We start from the raw sequence: 18,766 nt of genomic DNA on the forward strand, positions 1-18,766 counted from the left end.
GCAGACCGGGTCGGGTCGGCTGCTGTCGATGTCGTCCTTTGCGTATGGAACCAGCGGGCCTTCCGCCGATGCAGTGCGAGTCCGCCGCGCACTCCCAAGTAAAACATTAGTCTCATTTCGTAACTACTTGCAAATACTGTGAATCACGACACGCTTTGGGGCACCAAAAACCCGGAACGGTGCCGTGATCAAGTCCTACCTCATCAACATGCAGCGGTGCGACGACCGATTGCGCGCCATGTCGGCCCGCTTCCAGCCGTTGGGTGTGCCCTTCGAACGCATTGCGGCGGTCGATGGACGCACCCTCACACCCGAGCAAATTGCCGACTTCGCGCGCCAGCGGCCGCTGGAAGGTTCCGGCGATGCCTTCAGCACCGGCCCGCGTACGTGGACCGCGTCCAATATCGGCTGTTTCCTGAGCCATCAGGCGGCGTGGCGCATTGCGGCCAACTCCGACGACGCCTACACCGCGGTGTTCGAAGACGATATGCATCTGTCCGACGCGTTGCCGGCGCTATTGCGCACGACCGATTGGTTGCCTGGCGGCAGCAGCATCGTGCGGCTGGAACCTTCCTACAACCGCATCAAGCTCGAAGGCAAGGTCACCGCCGTGGCGGGCCGCCAGTTGCGGCGGGTGCGTCCATCGACGTTCCAGCATTGCTGGCCGGTCTGCGCCGGTGCGCTGATCATCAGCCGCGATGCGGCACGGCTGCTGCTGGCTGCCGAAGCGCGCTGTCACACCATGGCCGACATCTTTATGTTTGGCTGGAACGAGTCACCGGTGGCGCAGCAATTGTCGACTTACCAGCTTTCGCCGGCGGCCTGCATCCAGGACAAGTTCTTCCACACGGCGCCCGAACAGATCGTGTTCACCAGCACCATCGATGCACCGCTGACACAGGCACAGAAGCAGCGCAGCGGGCGATGGAAGGCCAAGGCGACCGCATTGCTCCGTGTAGCGCAAGGCTATCGGAAGGTCACCTTCGTACCCTGAGTGCGGTACTGCATGAGAGCAGTTTTACCATGCGGTACCGCATGTCATTTAGGTGCACAAGACGCTCGCAGGACATTGCGGCATGATGCCAACCCTTCGCCGTCTTGCAGCCTTTGCCGATGACCCTTCCGTGCACGCTCGCATCCGCCCTGCACTCGTTGCAGCAGCAGTTCGTCGCCATGCCACCGGTGCTGTCGATGGGCATTGCCGTGGACGGGCTGCATGACGGGGCCTTGCGACTGCGCGCGCCGCTGCAGGCCAACGTCAACGACAAGGCCAACGCCTTCGGCGGCAGTCTGGCCTCGCTGATGACACTGGCCGGGTGGGGATGGTTGACCTTGCAGCTGCAGTTGGCCGGGCACGATGCCGATGTGTACGTGGCCGACAGCCAGCTGCGCTATGTCGCACCGGTGTACGAAGAGCTGGTGGCAGACGCGGCGCCATCGGCGGCCGGCAACTGGGAGGTGTTTCTGGCCACCTTCCGCCAGCGCGGCAAGGCACGCATCGACATGCGCGCGCAGGTGGCGTTGGAGTCGGGTGCGGCGGCGGCGACGCTGAGCGGGCGGTTCGTGGCCTTTCCAAAACGGTAGGATGCGGGCCTGGTCCTTGGGGGAAGGCGCATGCGTGCAGTGATGGGAATGGTGGTCCTGCTGGGGTTGGTCCTGGTCAGCGGCCTGGCCACCGCCGGCAGCCGGGCGCAGGCGCGTGCGCTGGAAACCACTCAGGCCGCCTACACGGCGGCGGTGCGCTGGAGCGATTTCGATGCCGCGCAGGGCTTCATCGAGCCGACCTATGCGCAGGCCCACCCGCTCAGCGAGCTGGAACGCTCGCGCTACGAGCAGGTGCAGATTTCCGGCTACCGCGAACTGCGCGTTGGCGAGACCGACACCGGCGATTTGCGCCGGGAGGTCGAGCTGCGGGTGATCAACCGCAATACCCAGGCCGAGCGGCTGGTCCGCAGCATCGAGGTGTGGCACTGGGATGCCGAGCGCAAACGCTGGTGGCTGACCACCGGCCTGCCGGACCTGTGGCAGGGCCAATAGCCTTCCGCCTGTCCACCCAGCGTGGCAGTGGCCGTCGCGTACGCCAGCTGTGCGACAATTCCCGCCCGCTTCATCGACCGTGATCTCAGTGAATTTCGAAGAGCTGCAGGCCTTTGTGGGCCGCAACCCCATGCTGTCGCTGGCCCTGGTGGGCCTGACCATCGCCATCATCGTCACCGAGATCGCGCGCCTGTTCCGCGGCTATCGCGCGCTCAAGCCGGCCGAGCTGACCCGCCTGATCAACAGCGAAAATGCGCTGGTGATTGATCTGTCGCCCACTGCCGATTTCGAAAAAGGCCACATCGCCGGCAGCCGCAACGTGGCGCTGGCCAAGTTCGACCCGGCCGGCAAGTTGCTCGCCAACGCCAAATCCTCGCCGGTGGTGGTGGTTTGCCGCAGCGGCAACGCCTCTGCCGGCGCTGCCAAGACGCTGAAGAAGGCCGGCTTCGAGCAGGTCTACTGGCTGGAGGGCGGCATTGCCGCCTGGCAGATGGCCGAGCTGCCGCTGGTCAAGGGCCGCGCCTGATCTGCCTTGTGAGGCGCCGCGCAAGCCCCCATTGCTTGCGTGAGATACTGCGTTTTCACGTCTGCATCACTCAACGTTGCATCCATCGAACCGTTTTCTGGAGTTAGGAATGTCCGACGAAATCCTCAACGGCGCCGCTGCGCCGGCCGACGCCGCTGCTGGCCCCGCTTTCACCATCGAAAAGATTTACGTCAAGGACGTTTCTTTCGAATCGCCGAACGCCCCGGCCGTCTTCAATGACGCCAACCAGCCCGAGCTGCAGTTGAACCTCAACCAGAAGGTGCAGCGCCTCAACGACAACGCGTTCGAAGTCGTGCTGGCTGTGACCCTGACCTGCACCGCCGGTGGCAAGACTGCCTACGTGGCCGAAGTGCAGCAGGCTGGCGTGTTCGGCCTGGTCGGCCTGGAGCCGCAGGCGATCGACGTGCTGCTCGGCACCCAGTGCCCGAACATCCTGTTCCCGTACGTGCGCACCCTGGTCAGCGATCTGATCCAGGCCGGTGGCTTCCCGCCGTTCTACCTGCAGCCGATCAACTTCGAAGCGCTGTACGCCGAAACCCTGCGCCAGCGTTCGCAGGGCGAAACCTCGCTGGCCGATTCCGAGCCGGCCGGCAACGCGTAAGCGTTGTTGCGCACCGGATGAGCGATCCGACACAGAAAATCGCCGTTCTCGGCGCCGGTTCCTGGGGCACGGCCCTGGCGGCGCTGGTTGCCCGGCACGGTCACCCGACCGTGCTCTGGGGCCGCGATGCGGCGATGGTGGATGCCATCGACCGCACCCACGAGAACCCTCGCTATCTGCCAGGCATTGCCCTGCCGGACAGCCTGCGCGCGACCACCGATCTTCAGCAGACCATCGCTGGCGCCAGCTGGATCCTGGTGGTGGTGCCGTCGCACGCGTTTACCGAAACAATCAAGCTGCTCGCGCCGCTGCGCCCGGCTGGCGCGGGCATCGCCTGGGCCACCAAGGGCTTCGAGCCGGGATCCGGGCGTTTCCTGCATGAGGTTGCGCGCGACATCCTTGGCCCCAGCGTGCCGCTGGCCGTGGTGACCGGGCCCTCGTTCGCCAAGGAAGTCACCCTGGGCCTGCCGACCGCGATCACCGTGCACGGCGATGACGCCGCGTTTGCGCAGGTGGTGGCCGATGCCATGCACGGGCCCACTTTCCGCGCTTACACCGGCGATGACATGGTCGGTGCCGAACTGGGCGGCGCCATGAAGAATGTGCTGGCGGTTGCCACCGGCGTGGCCGATGGCATGCAGCTAGGCCTCAACGCCCGTGCCGGCCTGATCACGCGCGGCTTGAACGAAATGCTGCGCCTGGCCGCGGTCATCGGCGCACGGCCGGAAACATTGATGGGCCTGGCTGGCCTGGGCGATCTGGTGCTCACCTGCACCGGTGATCTGTCACGCAATCGGCGGCTGGGTCTGGCGCTGGGACGCGGGCAGAGCTTGAGCGATGCCATCCGTGAGATCGGCCAGGTGGTCGAATCGGTGCAGACCGCCGACGAGGTCATGCGTCAGGCAGAGCAGCATGGCATCGAGCTGCCGATCTCCAACGCAGTGCGTGCAGTCCTGCATGGCGAGATCACCCCGGAAGCGGGATTGAAGGAATTGCTGGCACGCGAGCGCAAGCCCGAGTATCCGCAGACCTTGTTTACCTGAGCTTTGCGTGCGTTGCGCACGTGGTCCAAGACAACAAAAAGCCCGGCATTGCCGGGCTTTTTGTTGGTGCGGCGCGTTCCATGCTGCCGCTGTAGTGCAAACGAGGCCAGGTTGCTACCAGCGCTGACTGTGCAAGCGTGTGCTGAGCAGTCTCGGGTTCTACATGCTCTTAGGGCCGTACGCCGGATTGGCGACGCGTGTCTATCGCAGGACTTCAGTGCTGCGCGTTGCGCGCCAAGACTAGGGAGGCGTATCAGCAACACGGTGCTTTCGGCCAGTGCGCCAGGGTGACGCGGCAGAAGCTGTCGTGTGCACACGTGTCAGCTTCGGCGCTGGGAAGCCGAGTCTGCGAAACGTGCAGGCTTGCACAGGCGCATGCATGCGCATGCAACTCCGATCGCACAAAAGAAAGAAGCCCGGTCGGGGGACCGGGCTTCCGATGCAGCGCGGGAGAGAGTCGCGCTGCAGTCAAACGTGCGGCTTACCAGCTGAAGCGCGGGCCGACCGACCATTCCTTGTTGCCGTCGCCATCCATACGGATGTCGCCGTTGATGCCCCAGTTCTGGTTCAACTTCACCTGGGCGCCAAGGCGGCCGTAGAAGTTGTCGCCGAGGTCGACGCCACGCTTCTTGGAGAAGTCCTCGTAGCCAGCCAGGGCATAGACTTCGAAGTGCTCGCCGAAGGCGTTACGCAGACCGGCTTCAACGCTGTAGCCGTCGAAGCTGATGTTCGGGGTGTCCAGGTCCAGCTTGCGGTAGGCAACGCGGGCAACGAAATCGGTGCTCGTTGCGATCTCGTAATTGTAGCCAACACCGACGCCCCACTGCTGGAAGTCGGAGTTCGAGCTCTCGAACACACTGTCGTTGTCGTCGGCGTTCTGCTTGCTGTAATCGCCGAACACATGGAAGTTCGGAGCGAAGGCATAGGACGCCTTCACGCCCCAACCATCTGCATCGCGACCTTCGGTCGGGGTGCGCACGTAGTCGCCTTCGACGAAGTTGTAGGAGAGGTTTTCGGCAGCGGAGGCCGCAAACGGCAGGGCAGCGAGAAGGCCGAGGGCCAGCAGAGAAGTCTTCATGGTCGAGATACCTGTACTTATGGTTTGGGCCGGCGCTGAGGCGAATGCCGTTCGCTGCCGAGATGTAAATTCTCCGTTATTCGATGGAACGCGACATGAATTTGGAGCTGACCGGTTGATGAATCATCGCGCCAAGTTCAGCTGCGCTTTCTTGTGGCTGTCAGCGTATGCGAGTAGCGCACGTGCAAAGCGTGACGCAGCGTTACATGCATCCTAGCGATGTGATGATGGCGTGTAGGTTTCGCACAAAAACACTGCAAATCCTGCATTACGCTGTTGCAAGCAAGCACATCGCCGATACGCGCGCACCGGGAGCATAGGTGTCCCCAGAAGAAGCGGAGCAGCATCGTGGCGAAGAAGAAGACGGTGGCGCGGTTCATGGCCGAAACGCTGGAAAGTGCCGGGGTGGAGCGAATCTGGGGGGTGACCGGCGATAGTCTCAATGGGCTGACCGATGCGTTGCGCGAGATGCAGAGCATTGAATGGATGCATGTGCGCCACGAAGAGGTGGCGGCATTCGCGGCCGGGGCCGAAGCTGCGGTGACCGGCAAGCTGGCGGTGTGCGCCGGTAGTTGTGGGCCGGGCAATCTGCATTTGATCAATGGGCTGTTCGATTGCCACCGCAGCCGGCAGCCGGTGCTTGCCATCGCCGCGCATATCCCGTCGTCCGAGATCGGCCTGAGCTATTTCCAGGAAACGCATCCACAGGAGCTGTTCCGCGAATGCAGCCACTTCGTCGAGCTGGTGACCAACCCGGCGCAGTTGCCGGAGGTGCTGCACCGTGCGATGCGCACAGCGATCCTGCAGCAAGGCGTGGCCGTGGTGGTGATCCCCGGCGACATCGCGCTGATGGAGGTCGATAAACACCTCTCTGCCGCGTGGCCCGTGCTACGTGCACCGCGGCTGCTGCCGGCGGCCGAGGACGTGCAGCAACTGGCGGAGATCCTGCAGCAGAGCAAGGCGGTGACGTTGCTCTGCGGCAGCGGCTGTGCCGGGGCGCACGATGCGGTGGTGGCGCTGGCCGACACGCTGGGCGCGCCGATCGTGCATGCGCTGCGCGGCAAGGAGCATGTGGAGTGGAGCAACCCGTTCGATGTCGGCATGACCGGCTTGATCGGCTTCAGCTCCGGCTATCACGCCATGCTCAATTGCGACACCTTGATCATGCTGGGTACGGATTTCCCGTATCGCCAGTTCTATCCGAAGGACGCCACGATTGTGCAGGTGGACCGTGACCCGGCTGCACTTGGGCGTCGCACGCCCTTGCAGCTGGGCATTGCCGCCGATGTGGGCGAAACCATCGCTGCGCTGTTGCCGCAACTGGAGCGGCGCGAGGAGCGCGGCTTTCTGGACAAGTCGCTTGCGCACTACCGCAAGGCGCGCGAGGGGCTGGACGAATTGGCGGTGCCGGCGGACGAAGGCGAGCCCCTGCATCCGCAATTCGTCACCCGCCTGATCAGCCAGATTGCCGACGAAGATGCGGTGTTCACCTGCGACGTGGGCACGCCGACGGTGTGGGCCGCGCGCTATCTGCGCATGAACGGACAGCGCCGCCTGCTGGGTTCCTTCAACCACGGCTCGATGGCCAACGCGATGCCGCAGGCGCTGGGTGTGCAGGCGGCCTGCCCGGGGCGGCAGGTGATTTCGCTCTCCGGCGATGGCGGGTTTGCGATGTTGATGGGCGACTTCATTTCGCTGGCGCAATTGAACCTGCCGGTGAAGGTGGTGGTGTTCAACAACGCGTCGCTGGGATTTGTGGCGATGGAAATGAAGGCGGCCGGCTATCTGGATACCGGCACCGAGCTGCGCAATCCGGATTTCGCCGCGATGAGCAATGCGATGGGCATCCTGGGGCTGCGCGTGGAGACCTCCTCGCAGCTGGAGCGGGCACTGCGCCAGGCGTTCGCGCATTCGGGCCCGGCCTTGGTCGACGTGCGCATTGCCATGCAGGAGCTGGTGGTGCCACCGGCGATCAAGCTGGAACAGGCCAAGGGCATGGGCTTGTATCTGCTCAAGGCGGTGATGAGCGGGCGGGGCGATGAGGTGCTGGCGCTGGCCAAGACCAACCTGCGCTGACACCGCGCTGCGCGCACACTGCACGTCTCCTTTCGCACCCATGCCCCGTTCGTTGTTGCGGCAACTGTTGCTGATCTGGACCGTGATCGTGGCCGCGTGCATCGGCGTGGCCAGCATGCTCTATGGGCTGTATCAGCAGACCTAAGCCGTGCGCCTGGACCAGGCACGCCAGCAACTGCAGGCGTAGTGCGGGCGCATCGTGCAGCGCTACACCGGTGCCAGCGAGGCCGCCCGCGCGGGCGATAACGGTGCGGGGTTGGCCGCGGTGGTGGTGCGCTGGTGGCCGCTTCGCTGATCGAAGGCTGGGGCGTGTTTCCAGTGCAGATGCTCGATGGCCTGGGCGCCGGCTTGCAGAGCGTGGTGGTCCCCGCATTGGTCGCGCGGCTGCTGCATGGCACCGGCCGGGTCAACGTGGGCCAGGGCGCGGTGATGACCGTGCAAGGGATCGGTGCTGCTTTGAGCCCTGCATTGGGCGGCTGGCTCAGTGCCGCCTTCGGCTACCGCACCGCGTTTCTGGTGCTGGGCGCCATCGCGCTGCTCGCGGTTGCGCTCTGGGCGAGCTGCCACACGGTGCTCAAACAGGCATTGGCTGCCGGCGCGGCGAGGTGACACGCCTGGCTACTGCCCGCCTGTGAAGTTCCATTGTCGCCACGCCTCGAACACCATCACCGCCACGGTGTTGGACAGATTGAGGCTGCGATTGTCCGGGCGCATCGGCAGGCGAAGCCGGTGCTGCGGCGGGATGGACTCCAGCACCTCGGCCGGCAGGCCGCGTGTTTCGGGGCCAAACAGAAAGGCATCGCCATCGGCAAACTGCGGTGTGTCATAGCGCACGGTGCTGCGGGTACTCAGCGCAAATACGCGCTTGGGTGCGAGCGTGGCCAGCGCAGTGGGCAGGTCCGGATGCACCTGCAGACGCGCGTATTCGTGATAGTCCAGGCCGGCGCGCTTGAGCTGCTTGTCGCTGAGGTCAAAGCCCAGGGGCTCGATCAGGTGCAGGCGCGCGCCGGTATTGGCGCACAAGCGGATCACATTGCCCGTGTTGGGCGGAATTTCGGGTTGGAACAGGATGACATCGAGGACGGGGGCTGACATGCGCGCAGTGTAGCTGCGCCGCGCATGGGCTGGCCGGTAATGACCGGCCGGCAGTTACTGGCCCAGGGTGGCGCTGACCAGTGCTTCCAGCTCGACCGGGGTGGGCTGCAGCTGCGGCACCGGCAGGTTGACGATGACCTGGCCGACCAGCGCACCCAGTGCAGCAGCGGCGTGGCCGGTGGCAGCCTGCGCGGTGGCGGCAGCGGTATGCACCAGCAGGTCGGCGCGTTGTTCGGCGGTCGGACGCACCTGCACGGCGGCCAGGGTCACGATGCGCGGGCCGGCCTGTTCGGCGGCCAGGGCAGCCAGTTGCTCGGTCGAAGGGCGCACCTGCACGGCGGTCAAGGTGCGGATGCCGCTGCTGCGCTCCAGCGTCTGCTGGGCGATCTGGTCGGCGGCCGGGCGCACCTGCACGGTGTCCAGCGTGGTGAGGGAAGCGGCATGCGCGTTGGCAAAGGAGGCGCCGGCAATCAGGGCGGCGGCGAGGGCGATGCGCAGGGTCTTGGTGGTCATGGCGAGGTCTCTTGGTGTGGGTGATCAGTGGTGTGGTAGTAAGGTAGTACACCGTTTCGGTAGCTGCAAGAACTTTCGGTGCTGTTTTTATTTTGTTCAGCGTGCAGTCATATTTGCTGGCAGCGCACGGGGCGTCGGGATGGCTGCGATAACCAGAGCAATCGCCGTGCTATCTTTAAGTCGTTGTTTTTGAAGGCGGCGGTGCTGCATGGGGCTGTCCGCATCCGGACACGCGGACACCACATCGGCCAGGCGGACGCGCCGGGCCAAGGCCTGGGCGGGAGCGCAGCGCACACCGGGGGCTGCCGGTTGCCTCTCGGTAGCACGCCTTATTGCCAATTCAGGCAGCTACGGCACAATCCGGCTTTGCCCTCAGGTGTCTGTCTTATGCGCGTGATCCTGCTGTCTGTTCTGGTTGCCGCCACCACCGCGGCCTGCACCTGGGTTCCCATCGAACAGAGCGGCAAAGGCGTGCAGGTCCTGCCCGCAGGCCCTGTGCCAGCTGGCTGTCAGCAGCAGGGCGAAGTGGTGGTGACGGTCAAGAGCAAGGTCGGTTTCTACAATCGCAACCCGTTGCGGGTGCAGGAAGAACTGGAAACCCTTGCGCGTAACGAGGCGCCCGGCGCCAACGCCAACACCGTGCAGGCGCAAGGCCAGCCGCTCGATGGCAGCCAGCGTTTCAACGCGTTCCGGTGCCCGCCGCGCTGAACCGTTGGGCTGGGGCGAGCGCGGGGCAAATGTAAAGATGCGGTAAAAGCGGCCAGCAGATAGAATGGCGCCCCCTCGCCTGACGCCATGGCGCTACTTCGATGCTCTTCCAGAATGTCTCCATCGCGGGACTGGCGCATATTGATGCGCCGCACACGCTGACTTCCAAGGAAATCAACGAGCGCCTGCAACCGACCTACGACCGTCTTGGGATCAAGACCGACGTATTGGGCGATGTTGCCGGTATCCATGCACGGCGCTTGTGGGACCAGGATGTCCAGGCATCGGACGCCGCCACCCAGGCTGCCCGCAAGGCCCTGATCGATGCCAACATCGGCATCGAGAAGATCGGCTTGCTGGTCAACACCTCGGTGAGCCGTGATTACCTGGAGCCGTCCACGGCCTCCATCGTGTCCGGCAACCTGGGTGTCAGCGACCACTGCATGACCTTCGACGTGGCCAACGCCTGTCTTGCCTTCATCAATGGCATGGACATCGCTGCGCGCATGCTCGAACGCGGCGAGATCGACTACGCCCTGGTCGTGGATGGCGAAACCGCCAACCTTGTCTACGAAAAAACCCTCGAGCGCATGACCTCGCCGGACGTCACCGAAGAAGAGTTCCGCAACGAACTCGCTGCGTTGACGCTGGGCTGCGGTGCGGCCGCGATGGTGATGGCACGTTCGGAGCTGGTTCCCGACGCGCCGCGCTACAAGGGCGGCGTGACGCGTTCGGCCACCGAGTGGAACAAGCTGTGCCGGGGCAACCTGGACCGCATGGTCACCGACACCCGCCTGCTGCTGATCGAAGGCATCAAGCTGGCGCAGAAAACCTTCGTGGCCGCCAAGCAGGTGCTGGGCTGGGCCGTGGAGGAACTGGACCAGTTCGTCATCCACCAGGTCAGCCGCCCGCACACGGCGGCGTTCGTGAAGTCCTTCGGCATCGACCCGGCCAAGGTCATGACCATCTTTGGTGAGCACGGCAACATCGGCCCGGCCTCGGTGCCGATCGTGTTGAGCAAGCTCAAGGAACTGGGCCGCTTGAAGAAGGGCGATCGCATCGCGCTGCTCGGCATCGGTTCGGGCCTGAACTGCTCGATGGCCGAAGTGGTTTGGTGAAGGCGCCAGGCCATCCCGGGAAGGGATGGCCGGCAGTGCGGTTGGGTAGTCGCCGCAGTGATTGCAAAGGCAGGTCGCATGCACTCCTGTCTCGTCATGCGTGAGATTGTATTTTTATCGACATGTTGGGTGCATCATGTCGATTCAGTCGACATGAGCGCTCCGCATGGATCCCCGGCGTCCCTATAACGACCTGCCGCCGTTGCCTCCCGCGGTGGAGCTTGAGACCCGCGTATTGCTCAAGGCGTGTATCGAAGCGCACAAGGCACTGGCCTCGCTGCGACAAGCCACGGGGCATCTGCCGAATCCGGCGGTGCTGATCAATACCATTCCCATTCTGGAAGCACAGGCGAGTTCGGAGATCGAGAATATCGTCACCACCACGGACGAGTTGTTCCGCTACGCCGACCATCAGGACGCCGCAAACCCCGCAACACGCGAGGCGCTGCGCTATCGCACCGCGTTGCAAGAGGGTTTCATTTCGCTGCGCGAGCGCCCACTGTCCACGCGGACTGCCGAGATTGTCTGCACGCGCATCAAAAACGTCCAGATGCAGGTGAGGAGTGTGCCGGGTACCGCCCTGGCCAATCAACAGACTGGTGAAGTGATCTATATGCCGCCGGCCGGGGAAGCGGTATTGCGCGAAAAGCTGGCCAACTGGGAGCGGTTTATCCATGACGTCCCCGAGGTCGACCCGTTGATTCGCATGGCAGTCGCGCATTATCAGTTCGAAGCTATCCATCCCTTCACCGATGGCAACGGCCGCACCGGGCGTGTTCTCAATCTGCTGATGCTGGTTGAACAGAATTTGCTGGATCAGCCGGTCCTGTACTTGTCGCGTTACATCATCGAACGCAAAGCGGACTACTACCGTTTGTTGCTGGCCGTCACGCGCGAGGGCGCATGGTCTGATTGGATCGCCTACATGCTGGATGCGTTGGCCGATACGGCACGTTGGACCAGTGCCAAGATCGATGCTATCCGCCAACTGCATGAACATGCGTGCGAGTGGGTCCGTGCCGAGCGTCCAAAAACGTATAGCCGCGAACTGGTGGATGTGCTTTTCAGTCAGCCGTACTGCCGTATCCAGAACGTGGTGGATGCCGGCATCGCCAAACGTGAAACCGCAGCGCGGTATCTGCGTGAGCTCGTGGATATCGGTGTTCTACGTGAACAGCGAATGGGCAAGGAGAAGTTGTTTCTACACCCTGCATACTTGCGCCTGCTTTCCGACAATGCTCACGCGGCACAACGTTACGCCTTGCCTCACACGTATCGGCACTAATGCGTCCGAGCAGAGCATCCAGTGCATCTTGCTCTTCCCTTAGTGTGGACACGCGCGACGGCATCTCTCCATGCGTCCCAGCCGGTACCTGTGCCGCGCAGAATCACTTGAACCGAATTGGATACGTTCTTCATGACCTACCCCGGCTATTCCTTCACCCCCAAGCGCCTGGATATGCGACCCGGCATTGCGATGTCGTATCTGGACGAAGGTCCGCGCAATGGCGAGGTGGTGGTCATGCTGCACGGCAATCCGTCGTGGAGCTATCTGTGGCGGCATCTGGTGAGCGGTCTGTCTGATCGCTACCGCTGCATCGTGCCCGACCACATCGGCATGGGCCTGTCCGACAAGCCCGACGATGCGCCCGACGCGCAGCCGCGTTACGACTACACGTTGCAATCGCGCGTGGACGATCTGGACCGCCTGCTGCAGCACCTGGGCATCACCGGGCCGATCACGCTGGCGGTGCACGATTGGGGCGGCATGATCGGTTTTGGCTGGGCGCTTTCGCACCACGCGCAGGTTAAGCGCCTGGTGATCACCAACACCGCCGCATTCCCGCTACCGCCGGAAAAGCCGATGCCATGGCAGATCGCGATGGGCCGGCATTGGCGGTTGGGCGAGTGGTTCATCCGCACCTTCAATGCGTTTTCCTCAGGCGCCTCCTGGCTGGGCGTGTCGCGGCGGATGCCGGCGGCTGTGCGCCGTGCCTATGTCGCCCCGTACGACAACTGGAAGAACCGCATTTCCACGATCCGCTTCATGCAGGACATCCCGCTGTCGCCGGCCGATCAGGCCTGGTCGCTGCTGGAGCGCTCGGCGCAGGCGTTGCCGTCGTTTGCCGACCGCCCGGCCTTCATCGCCTGGGGCCTGCGCGACATCTGTTTCGACAAGCACTTTCTGGCCGGTTTCCGCCGCGCGCTGCCGCAGGCCGAGGTGATGGCGTTCGAGGATGCCAACCACTACGTGCTCGAAGACAAGCACGAGGTGCTGGTGCCGGCAATCCGCGCGTTCCTGGAGCGCAACCCGCTGTAGGACAAGTTTCGCATCCGTGCGTGCGCGCGCCGTGTGCGAAGTGGATGCACCGGGTAATGCGTGCATCGCGCAGGTCCGGATTGGATCGCACTGCGGCTGCGCCGTATGCGCTGCTGTGGCCAGGCCTTACAGCGTAGGCAGCGGGTTGCGTTGCGCGTCGTCCACGCCAACCCAGTCGGCTTCAGTGAGCGCGTGCAGGCCATGTGCCAGCCGCGACTTGTCGCATTGCGTGCTGCGCTCGCCGAACTCCAGCGATGCCGGCACCGCGGCACACGATGACGGGCGGCGGTCGTGGATGCTGCAACGGCTGTAGCGGCCGATGTCTGCGTCCAGCGCAATGCAGCGTGGCTGCGCTTGCGAGGTGCCACGCATCACCCGTTCGTGCGTACGCAGTGCATCCGTCAACGCAATCGGCACCCTGCCGCCCAGCGCGGGATCGGCTTCGCTCCAGTGGAAACTGACGCGGAAGTAGGCGCAGCAGGCGCCGCAGGTAAGGCAGGGGTGTGCCATGGATGCCGGGCCTTGCGCGGCGAAATAGCGTGGAGAGCGCGGCATTCTGACCGAATCACGGCGCGATACAAGGGGCACGCGTGCAGGCCGGTTAGCGGTTCATGCGGGTGGCGGTTGCTGGTGGCCGGCGGATCACCGCACTTGCCAGAAAACGCCCGGTAGCGTGCGAGGTTTGCTGGCGATTACGCGCACTGTTCCAGTCGATGTTTCCAGCGTGCTGACGCATCGCGCTTGCAGCTGTGCATGCAGGCACGCAGCGAGTGGCCTGTCTGCAGCATTGCGAGCCAGCCAATGCATGCGACCGAATGTTGCAAGCGCAAGCGACCGGTGCCATAGGCACGCATGGGTGATAATGGACGCATGACAACTCTCTGCAATATCGCCGCCTCGCTGCCGCGACTGGCGCGCGAGCGCCCCGATCAGGTCGCCATCCGCTGCCCGGGCGCACGCGGTGCCAATGGAATGGCCGCCTACGATGTCACCCTGAGCTATGCCGAGCTGGATGCGCGCAGCGATGCGATTGCTGCCGGTCTGGCCTTGCACGGCATCGGTCGTGGCGTGCGTGCAGTGGTGATGGTGCGGCCGTCGCCGGAGTTCTTCTTGCTGATGTTCGCCTTGTTCAAGGCCGGTGCGGTGCCGGTGCTGGTGGATCCGGGCATCGACAAGCGCGCACTCAAGCAATGCCTGGACGAAGCGCAGCCGCAGGCCTTCATCGGCATTCCGCTCGCGCAGCTGGCGCGGCGCTTGTTGCGCTGGGCACGGTCGGCCACGCAGATCGTCACCGTGGGCGGCCGCTATGGCTGGGGTGGGGTGACGCTGGCACGCGTGGAGCGCGATGGCGCCGGTGCCGGCAGCCAGCTGGCCGATACCGCGGCCGATGACGTGGCGGCGATCCTGTTCACCAGTGGCTCGACTGGCGTGCCCAAGGGCGTGGTGTATCGGCACCGGCATTTTGTCGGTCAGATCGAGCTGCTGCGCAAAGCGTTCGACATGCAGCCGGGCGGTGTGGACCTGCCGACCTTTCCACCATTCGCGCTGTTCGATCCCGCGTTGGGCCTGACCTCGGTGATCCCGGACATGGACCCAACCCGTCCGGCCACCGCCGATCCGCGCAAGCTGCACGATGCGATGACGCGCTTTGGTGTGACGCAGCTGTTCGGCTCGCCGGCATTGATGCGCGTGTTGGCTGATTACGGCCAGCCATTGCCGAACGTGCGCCTGGCCACCTCGGCCGGCGCACCGGTGCCGCCGGATGTGGTGGCCAAGATCCGCGCGTTGCTGCCGGCCGATGCGCAGTTCTGGACGCCGTATGGCGCCACCGAATGCCTGCCGGTGGCAGCGATCGAAGGCCGCACCCTGGATGCCACGCGCACGGCCACCGAGGCCGGTGCCGGCACCTGCGTCGGCCAGGTGGTTGCACCCAACGAGGTGCGCATCATCGCCATCGACGACGCGGCGATTCCCGAGTGGAGCGGCGTGCGCGTGCTGGCAGCGGGCGAGGTGGGCGAGATCACCGCGGCGGGCCCCACCACTACCGACACCTACTTCAACCGCGATGCGGCCACGCGCAACGCCAAGATTCGCGAGCGCTGCAGCGATGGCAGCGAGCGCGTTGTGCACCGCATGGGCGACGTTGGCTATTTCGATGCCGAGGGGCGTTTGTGGTTCTGCGGCCGCAAGACCCACCGCGTGGAAACCGCCACCGGCCCGCTCTACACCGAACAGGTAGAGCCGATCTTCAACGTGCATCCGCAGGTGCGGCGCACCGCGTTGGTGGGTGTCGGCACGCCCGGTCAGCAGCAACCGGTGCTGTGCGTGGAGTTGCAGCCCGGCGTTGCGGCATCGGCCTTTGCCGAGGTGGAAACCGCACTGCGCGCATTTGGCGCTGCGCACCCGCACACCGCAGGAATTGCGCGTTTTCTGCGTCATTCCGGCTTTCCGGTGGATATCCGCCACAACGCCAAGATCGGCCGCGAAAAGCTTGCGATCTGGGCGGCGCAACAACGTGTGTAAGTGCAGGCAGCAGGGCGATGCTGTCAGGCGCAGGCGTATCGCCAGCGCAAGTGTCTGCCGCTGTCGTGTGTTTCCTTCTGCAATCGGTGTGATGTGATGAAGATTCTGGTAACGGGTGGTGGCGGCTTTCTTGGGCAGGCGCTGTGCCGTGGATTGGTGGCGCGTGGACACGAGGTGGTGAGCTTTCAGCGTGGTGACTACCCGGTGCTGCACACCTTGGGTGTGGGCCAGATCCGTGGCGATCTGGCTGACCCGCAGGCGGTGCGGCATGCACTTGCCGGCATCGATGCGGTGTTCCACAACGCGGCCAAGGCCGGGGCGTGGGGCAGCTACGACAGCTATCACCAGGCCAACGTGGTGGGCACGCAGAACGTGCTTGATGCGTGCCGTGCCAATGGCGTGCCGCGCTTGATCTACACCTCCACGCCCAGTGTGACCCATCGCGCCACCAATCCGGTGGAAGGCTTGGGTGCGGACGAAGTACCGTATGGCGAAGACCTGCGGGCGCCGTATGCGGCGACCAAGGCAATTGCCGAACGCGCGGTGCTGGCAGCCAACGATGCACAGCTGGCCACCGTTGCGTTGCGCCCGCGCTTGATCTGGGGGCCGGGTGACAACCACCTGCTGCCGCGTCTGGCGGCACGTGCGCACGCCGGGCGGCTGCGGATGGTGGGCGATGGCAGCAACCTGGTGGACAGCACCTACATCGACAATGCGGCGCAGGCGCACTTCGATGCGTTCGCGCATCTGGCGCCGGGCGCTGCGTGTGCAGGCAAGGCGTACTTCATCTCCAACGGCGAACCGTTGCCGATGCGCGAGCTGCTCAACCGTTTGCTGGCGGCGGTGGATGCACCGGCGGTGACGCGCTCGCTGTCGTTCAAGACGGCGTACCGCATCGGTGCGGTGTGCGAAACATTGTGGCCACTGTTGCGTCTGCCAGGCGAAGTGCCGCTGACGCGGTTTCTGGTCGAGCAGCTGTGCACGCCGCACTGGTACAGCATGGAACCGGCGCGACGCGACTTCGGCTATGTGCCGCAGATCAGCATCGAAGAGGGCCTGCAACGGCTGCGATCCTCATCTTCCCGCGACATCTCCATCACTCGATAAAGACTGGCACATCCACAAGATACGTCTGCGCCGATTCGGCACGACAACTTCTGGACACATTGCCATGCTGCATTACGCCATCATCTTTTTCGTCATCGCCATCATTGCCGCCGTGCTGGGCTTCAGCGGTATCGCCGGTGCGGCGACCAACATCGCCTGGATCCTGTTCGTGGTGTTCCTGATCCTGGCCGTGATCTCGATGTTCCGTCGCGGCAAGGTCTAGTCCGCGGCACGTCACGGCAGCGGCGCTGCCGGTTGACGATCACACGGCCCGCTTCCGCAAGGAGGCGGGCCGTGCGCTTTTGCGGCGCGCAGAATTCGCCAATTACAGCGCTTTTTCCAGGTATTGCACGCGTTTTCCGCTTTCCAATACGGCCTCGCCGATGGGCTGAAAGCCCAATTGCCGGTGCAGTGCCAACGAGGGTGGATTGGCAGGCAACAGATTGACTTCGCAGACCAGGCGCTTATGGCCTGCGGTGCGCGCGTCACGGATGAGTTCGTCATACAGCTGCGTTGCCAAGCCGCGTCGACGTGCGTGCGTGGCAACCACGATGCGGTCCACATAGACAAAGCACGCGAAGCGTGCGGCCATCCAGGCGAAGTTCGCATTGGCGTAGGTGGCGTGCTGATCCAGCGCGATGAGTAAGGCATCGGCCGGATCCGCCACCCGTGCGTGCCAGGCCTGCTGCAACAGGCTGGCGAGCGCATCAGGTGTGAGCCACGACAAGGCGCTGGCATCGGCGTTGTTGAGTGCCAACAGTGCTGTGTGATCGTGCGGATGCACTGCGCGCACCCGTGCCGCGGTCATGCGTGCGTGACCACGCTGCTGTGCAGGCGCCCATCGTCGGCATGCCGCTCCAGTGCCAGCTCGATCAAGCGCGTGATCAGGCTGCGATAGTCCAGCCCGCTTGCCTCCCATAACTTGGGATACATGCTGATGCGGGTGAAGCCGGGCAAGGTGTTGACCTCGTTGATGACGATGCGCCCATCCGCGCACAGAAATACATCCACGCGCGCCATGCCGGCGCAGTCCAGCGCCTGATAGGCCTGTAGTGCGCACTGCTGGATACGGTGCTGGGTGTGGGCGTCGATGTCGGCGGGAATCACCGTCGCTGCGCCATCGTCGCGGATGTACTTGGTCTGGTACGAATAGAACGCGTCGTGCACCACCACCTCGCCGCACACGCTGGCCTGCGGCGTGGCATTGCCCAGCACCGCGCATTCGATCTCGCGCCCGGCGATTGCCGCTTCCACCAGCACCTTGTGGTCGTAGCGCAGCGCGAGCTCCAATGCCGCGCTGAACTCCTCAGCGCTGCGGACCTGGCTGATGCCGACCGACGAGCCCTGGTTGGCCGGCTTGACGAACAACGGCAGCCCGAACCGGGCAATCAGCGTTTGCGCGTCGGCCTGCGCAGCGGTGTGGCGCGTGAAGCATGCGAACGGCGCCACCTCCAGGCCGGCATCGCGCAGCACCCGCTTGGTCATGTCCTTGTCCATCGCCACGGCCGACCCCAGCACGCCGGAACCGACGAACGGCAGGTTGGCCATGCGCAGCAGCCCCTGCAGCGAGCCGTCTTCGCCCAGCGTGCCGTGCACGATCGGGAACACCACATCGATCTGCGCCAACGCCTGTTCGGCATCCACCGCGCGCAGCTGCGCACTGGCGGCACCGGGCAGCACGGCCAGCCCGCGGCCGCTGTGGCGCAGCGCAATGCGGCTGGGGTCGTCGGCATCGAGCAGAAAACTCTCCGGCGCGCTGAGGTGCCACTGGCCCTGTTTGTCGATGCCGATCAGCACCGGCTCGAACCGCTGCGGATCCAGCGCCTGCAGGATGTTGCGCGCCGATTGCAGCGAGACCTCGTGCTCGGCCGACTTGCCGCCAAAGATGAGTCCGACCCGAATCCTGCCCATCGCCTGCTCCTGTCATTGCTGCACGGAAGGAGCACAGGATGCCGCTGGCGCGGTGCCGAACGGAAGCGCCGGGTGCCTGCCCGAGCCGT

At 64.5% G+C, this 18,766-nt stretch carries 20 protein-coding genes and 2 pseudogenes; 16 read left to right on the forward strand and 6 right to left on the reverse strand.

Features of this window, described 5'->3' with window-relative positions; translation table 11 throughout:
* Positions 1–184: 184 nt before the first annotated feature.
* The 6 genes from ACD584_RS01555 (at position 185) to ACD584_RS01580 (ending at position 4,228) form a co-directional block, all read left to right on the forward strand.
* Positions 185–994: a glycosyltransferase family 25 protein gene (locus tag ACD584_RS01555; protein WP_076037474.1), complete on the forward strand. Its 810-nt coding sequence runs from the start codon at positions 185–187 to the stop codon at positions 992–994.
* Positions 995–1,113: 119 nt separating this feature from the next.
* Positions 1,114–1,584, forward strand: a complete 471-nt coding sequence (locus ACD584_RS01560; RefSeq protein ID WP_012437013.1) for a YiiD C-terminal domain-containing protein — start codon at positions 1,114–1,116, stop codon at positions 1,582–1,584.
* Positions 1,585–1,614: 30 nt separating this feature from the next.
* Positions 1,615–2,037: a hypothetical protein gene (locus ACD584_RS01565; RefSeq protein ID WP_012437014.1), complete on the forward strand. Its 423-nt coding sequence runs from the start codon at positions 1,615–1,617 to the stop codon at positions 2,035–2,037.
* 88 nt (positions 2,038–2,125) lie between these two features.
* Positions 2,126–2,563 (forward strand): rhodanese-like domain-containing protein, encoded by a 438-nt coding sequence (locus ACD584_RS01570; protein WP_012437015.1) that lies wholly within the window; start codon positions 2,126–2,128, stop codon positions 2,561–2,563.
* Between the two features lie 109 nt (positions 2,564–2,672).
* Positions 2,673–3,185 carry a protein-export chaperone SecB gene (gene secB, locus ACD584_RS01575; RefSeq protein ID WP_011035459.1) on the forward strand — a complete coding sequence of 171 codons (513 nt, stop codon included), beginning with the start codon at positions 2,673–2,675 and terminating at the stop codon, positions 3,183–3,185.
* A 17-nt stretch (positions 3,186–3,202) separates the two neighbouring features.
* Positions 3,203–4,228, forward strand: coding sequence for an NAD(P)H-dependent glycerol-3-phosphate dehydrogenase (locus ACD584_RS01580; RefSeq protein WP_011035460.1), 1,026 nt, complete (start codon positions 3,203–3,205; stop codon positions 4,226–4,228).
* Between the two features lie 481 nt (positions 4,229–4,709).
* Here ACD584_RS01580 and ACD584_RS01585 read toward each other — a convergent pair whose 3' ends face one another.
* Positions 4,710–5,306 (reverse strand): Ax21 family protein, encoded by a 597-nt coding sequence (locus ACD584_RS01585; protein ID WP_012437016.1) that lies wholly within the window; start codon positions 5,304–5,306, stop codon positions 4,710–4,712.
* A 366-nt stretch (positions 5,307–5,672) separates the two neighbouring features.
* On the opposite strand from ACD584_RS01585, the gene poxB reads away from it, so the two are divergent.
* The 3 genes and pseudogenes from poxB to ACD584_RS01600 form a co-directional block, all read left to right on the forward strand.
* Entirely contained in the window at positions 5,673–7,382 is a 1,710-nt protein-coding gene (gene poxB / locus ACD584_RS01590) for a ubiquinone-dependent pyruvate dehydrogenase (protein WP_175611886.1), read from the forward strand.
* Between the two features lie 40 nt (positions 7,383–7,422).
* Positions 7,423–7,659, forward strand: a pseudogene (locus ACD584_RS01595) (two-component sensor histidine kinase); the annotation flags it as partial.
* Positions 7,656–7,991 (forward strand): annotated as a pseudogene (locus tag ACD584_RS01600) (MFS transporter); the annotation flags it as partial. The pseudogenes ACD584_RS01595 and ACD584_RS01600, both read left to right, overlap by 4 nt.
* 9 nt (positions 7,992–8,000) lie before the next feature.
* Here the strand turns inward: ACD584_RS01600 and ACD584_RS01605 are convergent.
* Together ACD584_RS01605 and ACD584_RS01610 are read right to left on the reverse strand one after the other, a co-directional pair.
* Positions 8,001–8,477, reverse strand: coding sequence for a tRNA (cytidine(34)-2'-O)-methyltransferase (locus ACD584_RS01605; protein ID WP_011035465.1), 477 nt, complete (start codon positions 8,475–8,477; stop codon positions 8,001–8,003).
* Positions 8,478–8,531: 54 nt separating this feature from the next.
* Positions 8,532–8,990 carry a hypothetical protein gene (locus ACD584_RS01610; protein WP_070689347.1) on the reverse strand — a complete coding sequence of 153 codons (459 nt, stop codon included), beginning with the start codon at positions 8,988–8,990 and terminating at the stop codon, positions 8,532–8,534.
* 387 nt (positions 8,991–9,377) lie between these two features.
* Here ACD584_RS01610 and ACD584_RS01615 point away from each other — a divergent pair, with 387 nt between their 5' ends.
* From ACD584_RS01615 to ACD584_RS01630, 4 genes are all read left to right on the forward strand, one after another.
* The gene (locus ACD584_RS01615) at positions 9,378–9,698 is read left to right on the forward strand and encodes a DUF4156 domain-containing protein (protein ID WP_014509441.1); all 321 of its coding nucleotides are present in this window, start codon (positions 9,378–9,380) and stop codon (positions 9,696–9,698) included.
* A gap of 101 nt (positions 9,699–9,799) precedes the next feature.
* Positions 9,800–10,816, forward strand: coding sequence for a 3-oxoacyl-ACP synthase III (locus ACD584_RS01620; protein ID WP_040940356.1), 1,017 nt, complete (start codon positions 9,800–9,802; stop codon positions 10,814–10,816).
* Positions 10,817–10,982: 166 nt separating this feature from the next.
* Positions 10,983–12,101: a protein adenylyltransferase Fic gene (fic, locus tag ACD584_RS01625; protein WP_076037471.1), complete on the forward strand. Its 1,119-nt coding sequence runs from the start codon at positions 10,983–10,985 to the stop codon at positions 12,099–12,101.
* A 132-nt stretch (positions 12,102–12,233) separates the two neighbouring features.
* Positions 12,234–13,136 carry an alpha/beta fold hydrolase gene (locus ACD584_RS01630; RefSeq protein WP_070689354.1) on the forward strand — a complete coding sequence of 301 codons (903 nt, stop codon included), beginning with the start codon at positions 12,234–12,236 and terminating at the stop codon, positions 13,134–13,136.
* Positions 13,137–13,262: 126 nt separating this feature from the next.
* Here the strand turns inward: ACD584_RS01630 and ACD584_RS01635 are convergent, their stop codons facing one another.
* On the reverse strand, positions 13,263–13,646 hold the full coding sequence (locus ACD584_RS01635) for a YkgJ family cysteine cluster protein (RefSeq protein WP_011035473.1): 384 nt from the start codon (positions 13,644–13,646) through the stop codon (positions 13,263–13,265).
* 360 nt (positions 13,647–14,006) lie between these two features.
* On the opposite strand from ACD584_RS01635, the gene oleC reads away from it, so the two are divergent.
* The 3 genes from oleC to ACD584_RS01650 all read left to right on the forward strand — a co-directional run bounded on the left by oleC (position 14,007) and on the right by ACD584_RS01650 (position 16,989).
* Positions 14,007–15,659, forward strand: coding sequence for an olefin beta-lactone synthetase (oleC, locus tag ACD584_RS01640; protein WP_076037470.1), 1,653 nt, complete (start codon positions 14,007–14,009; stop codon positions 15,657–15,659).
* Positions 15,660–15,755: 96 nt separating this feature from the next.
* A complete protein-coding gene (gene oleD, locus ACD584_RS01645) occupies positions 15,756–16,766 on the forward strand; it encodes a 2-alkyl-3-oxoalkanoate reductase (RefSeq protein ID WP_175611736.1) in 1,011 nt (336 codons plus the stop codon).
* A gap of 64 nt (positions 16,767–16,830) precedes the next feature.
* Positions 16,831–16,989 carry a DUF1328 domain-containing protein gene (locus ACD584_RS01650; protein ID WP_003468167.1) on the forward strand — a complete coding sequence of 53 codons (159 nt, stop codon included), beginning with the start codon at positions 16,831–16,833 and terminating at the stop codon, positions 16,987–16,989.
* Positions 16,990–17,091: 102 nt separating this feature from the next.
* Here ACD584_RS01650 and ACD584_RS01655 read toward each other — a convergent pair whose 3' ends face one another.
* Together ACD584_RS01655 and ddlA are read right to left on the reverse strand one after the other, a co-directional pair.
* Positions 17,092–17,574, reverse strand: coding sequence for a GNAT family N-acetyltransferase (locus ACD584_RS01655; RefSeq protein ID WP_076037468.1), 483 nt, complete (start codon positions 17,572–17,574; stop codon positions 17,092–17,094).
* Positions 17,571–18,677 carry a D-alanine--D-alanine ligase gene (ddlA, locus tag ACD584_RS01660; protein ID WP_076037467.1) on the reverse strand — a complete coding sequence of 369 codons (1,107 nt, stop codon included), beginning with the start codon at positions 18,675–18,677 and terminating at the stop codon, positions 17,571–17,573. The genes ACD584_RS01655 and ddlA overlap by 4 nt, the downstream gene beginning before the upstream one ends.
* Positions 18,678–18,766: the final 89 nt, after the last annotated feature.

Origin of the sequence: Xanthomonas sp. NCPPB 2922 (assembly GCF_041520885.1) — a bacterium.
GTDB lineage: Bacteria > Pseudomonadota > Gammaproteobacteria > Xanthomonadales > Xanthomonadaceae > Xanthomonas > Xanthomonas campestris.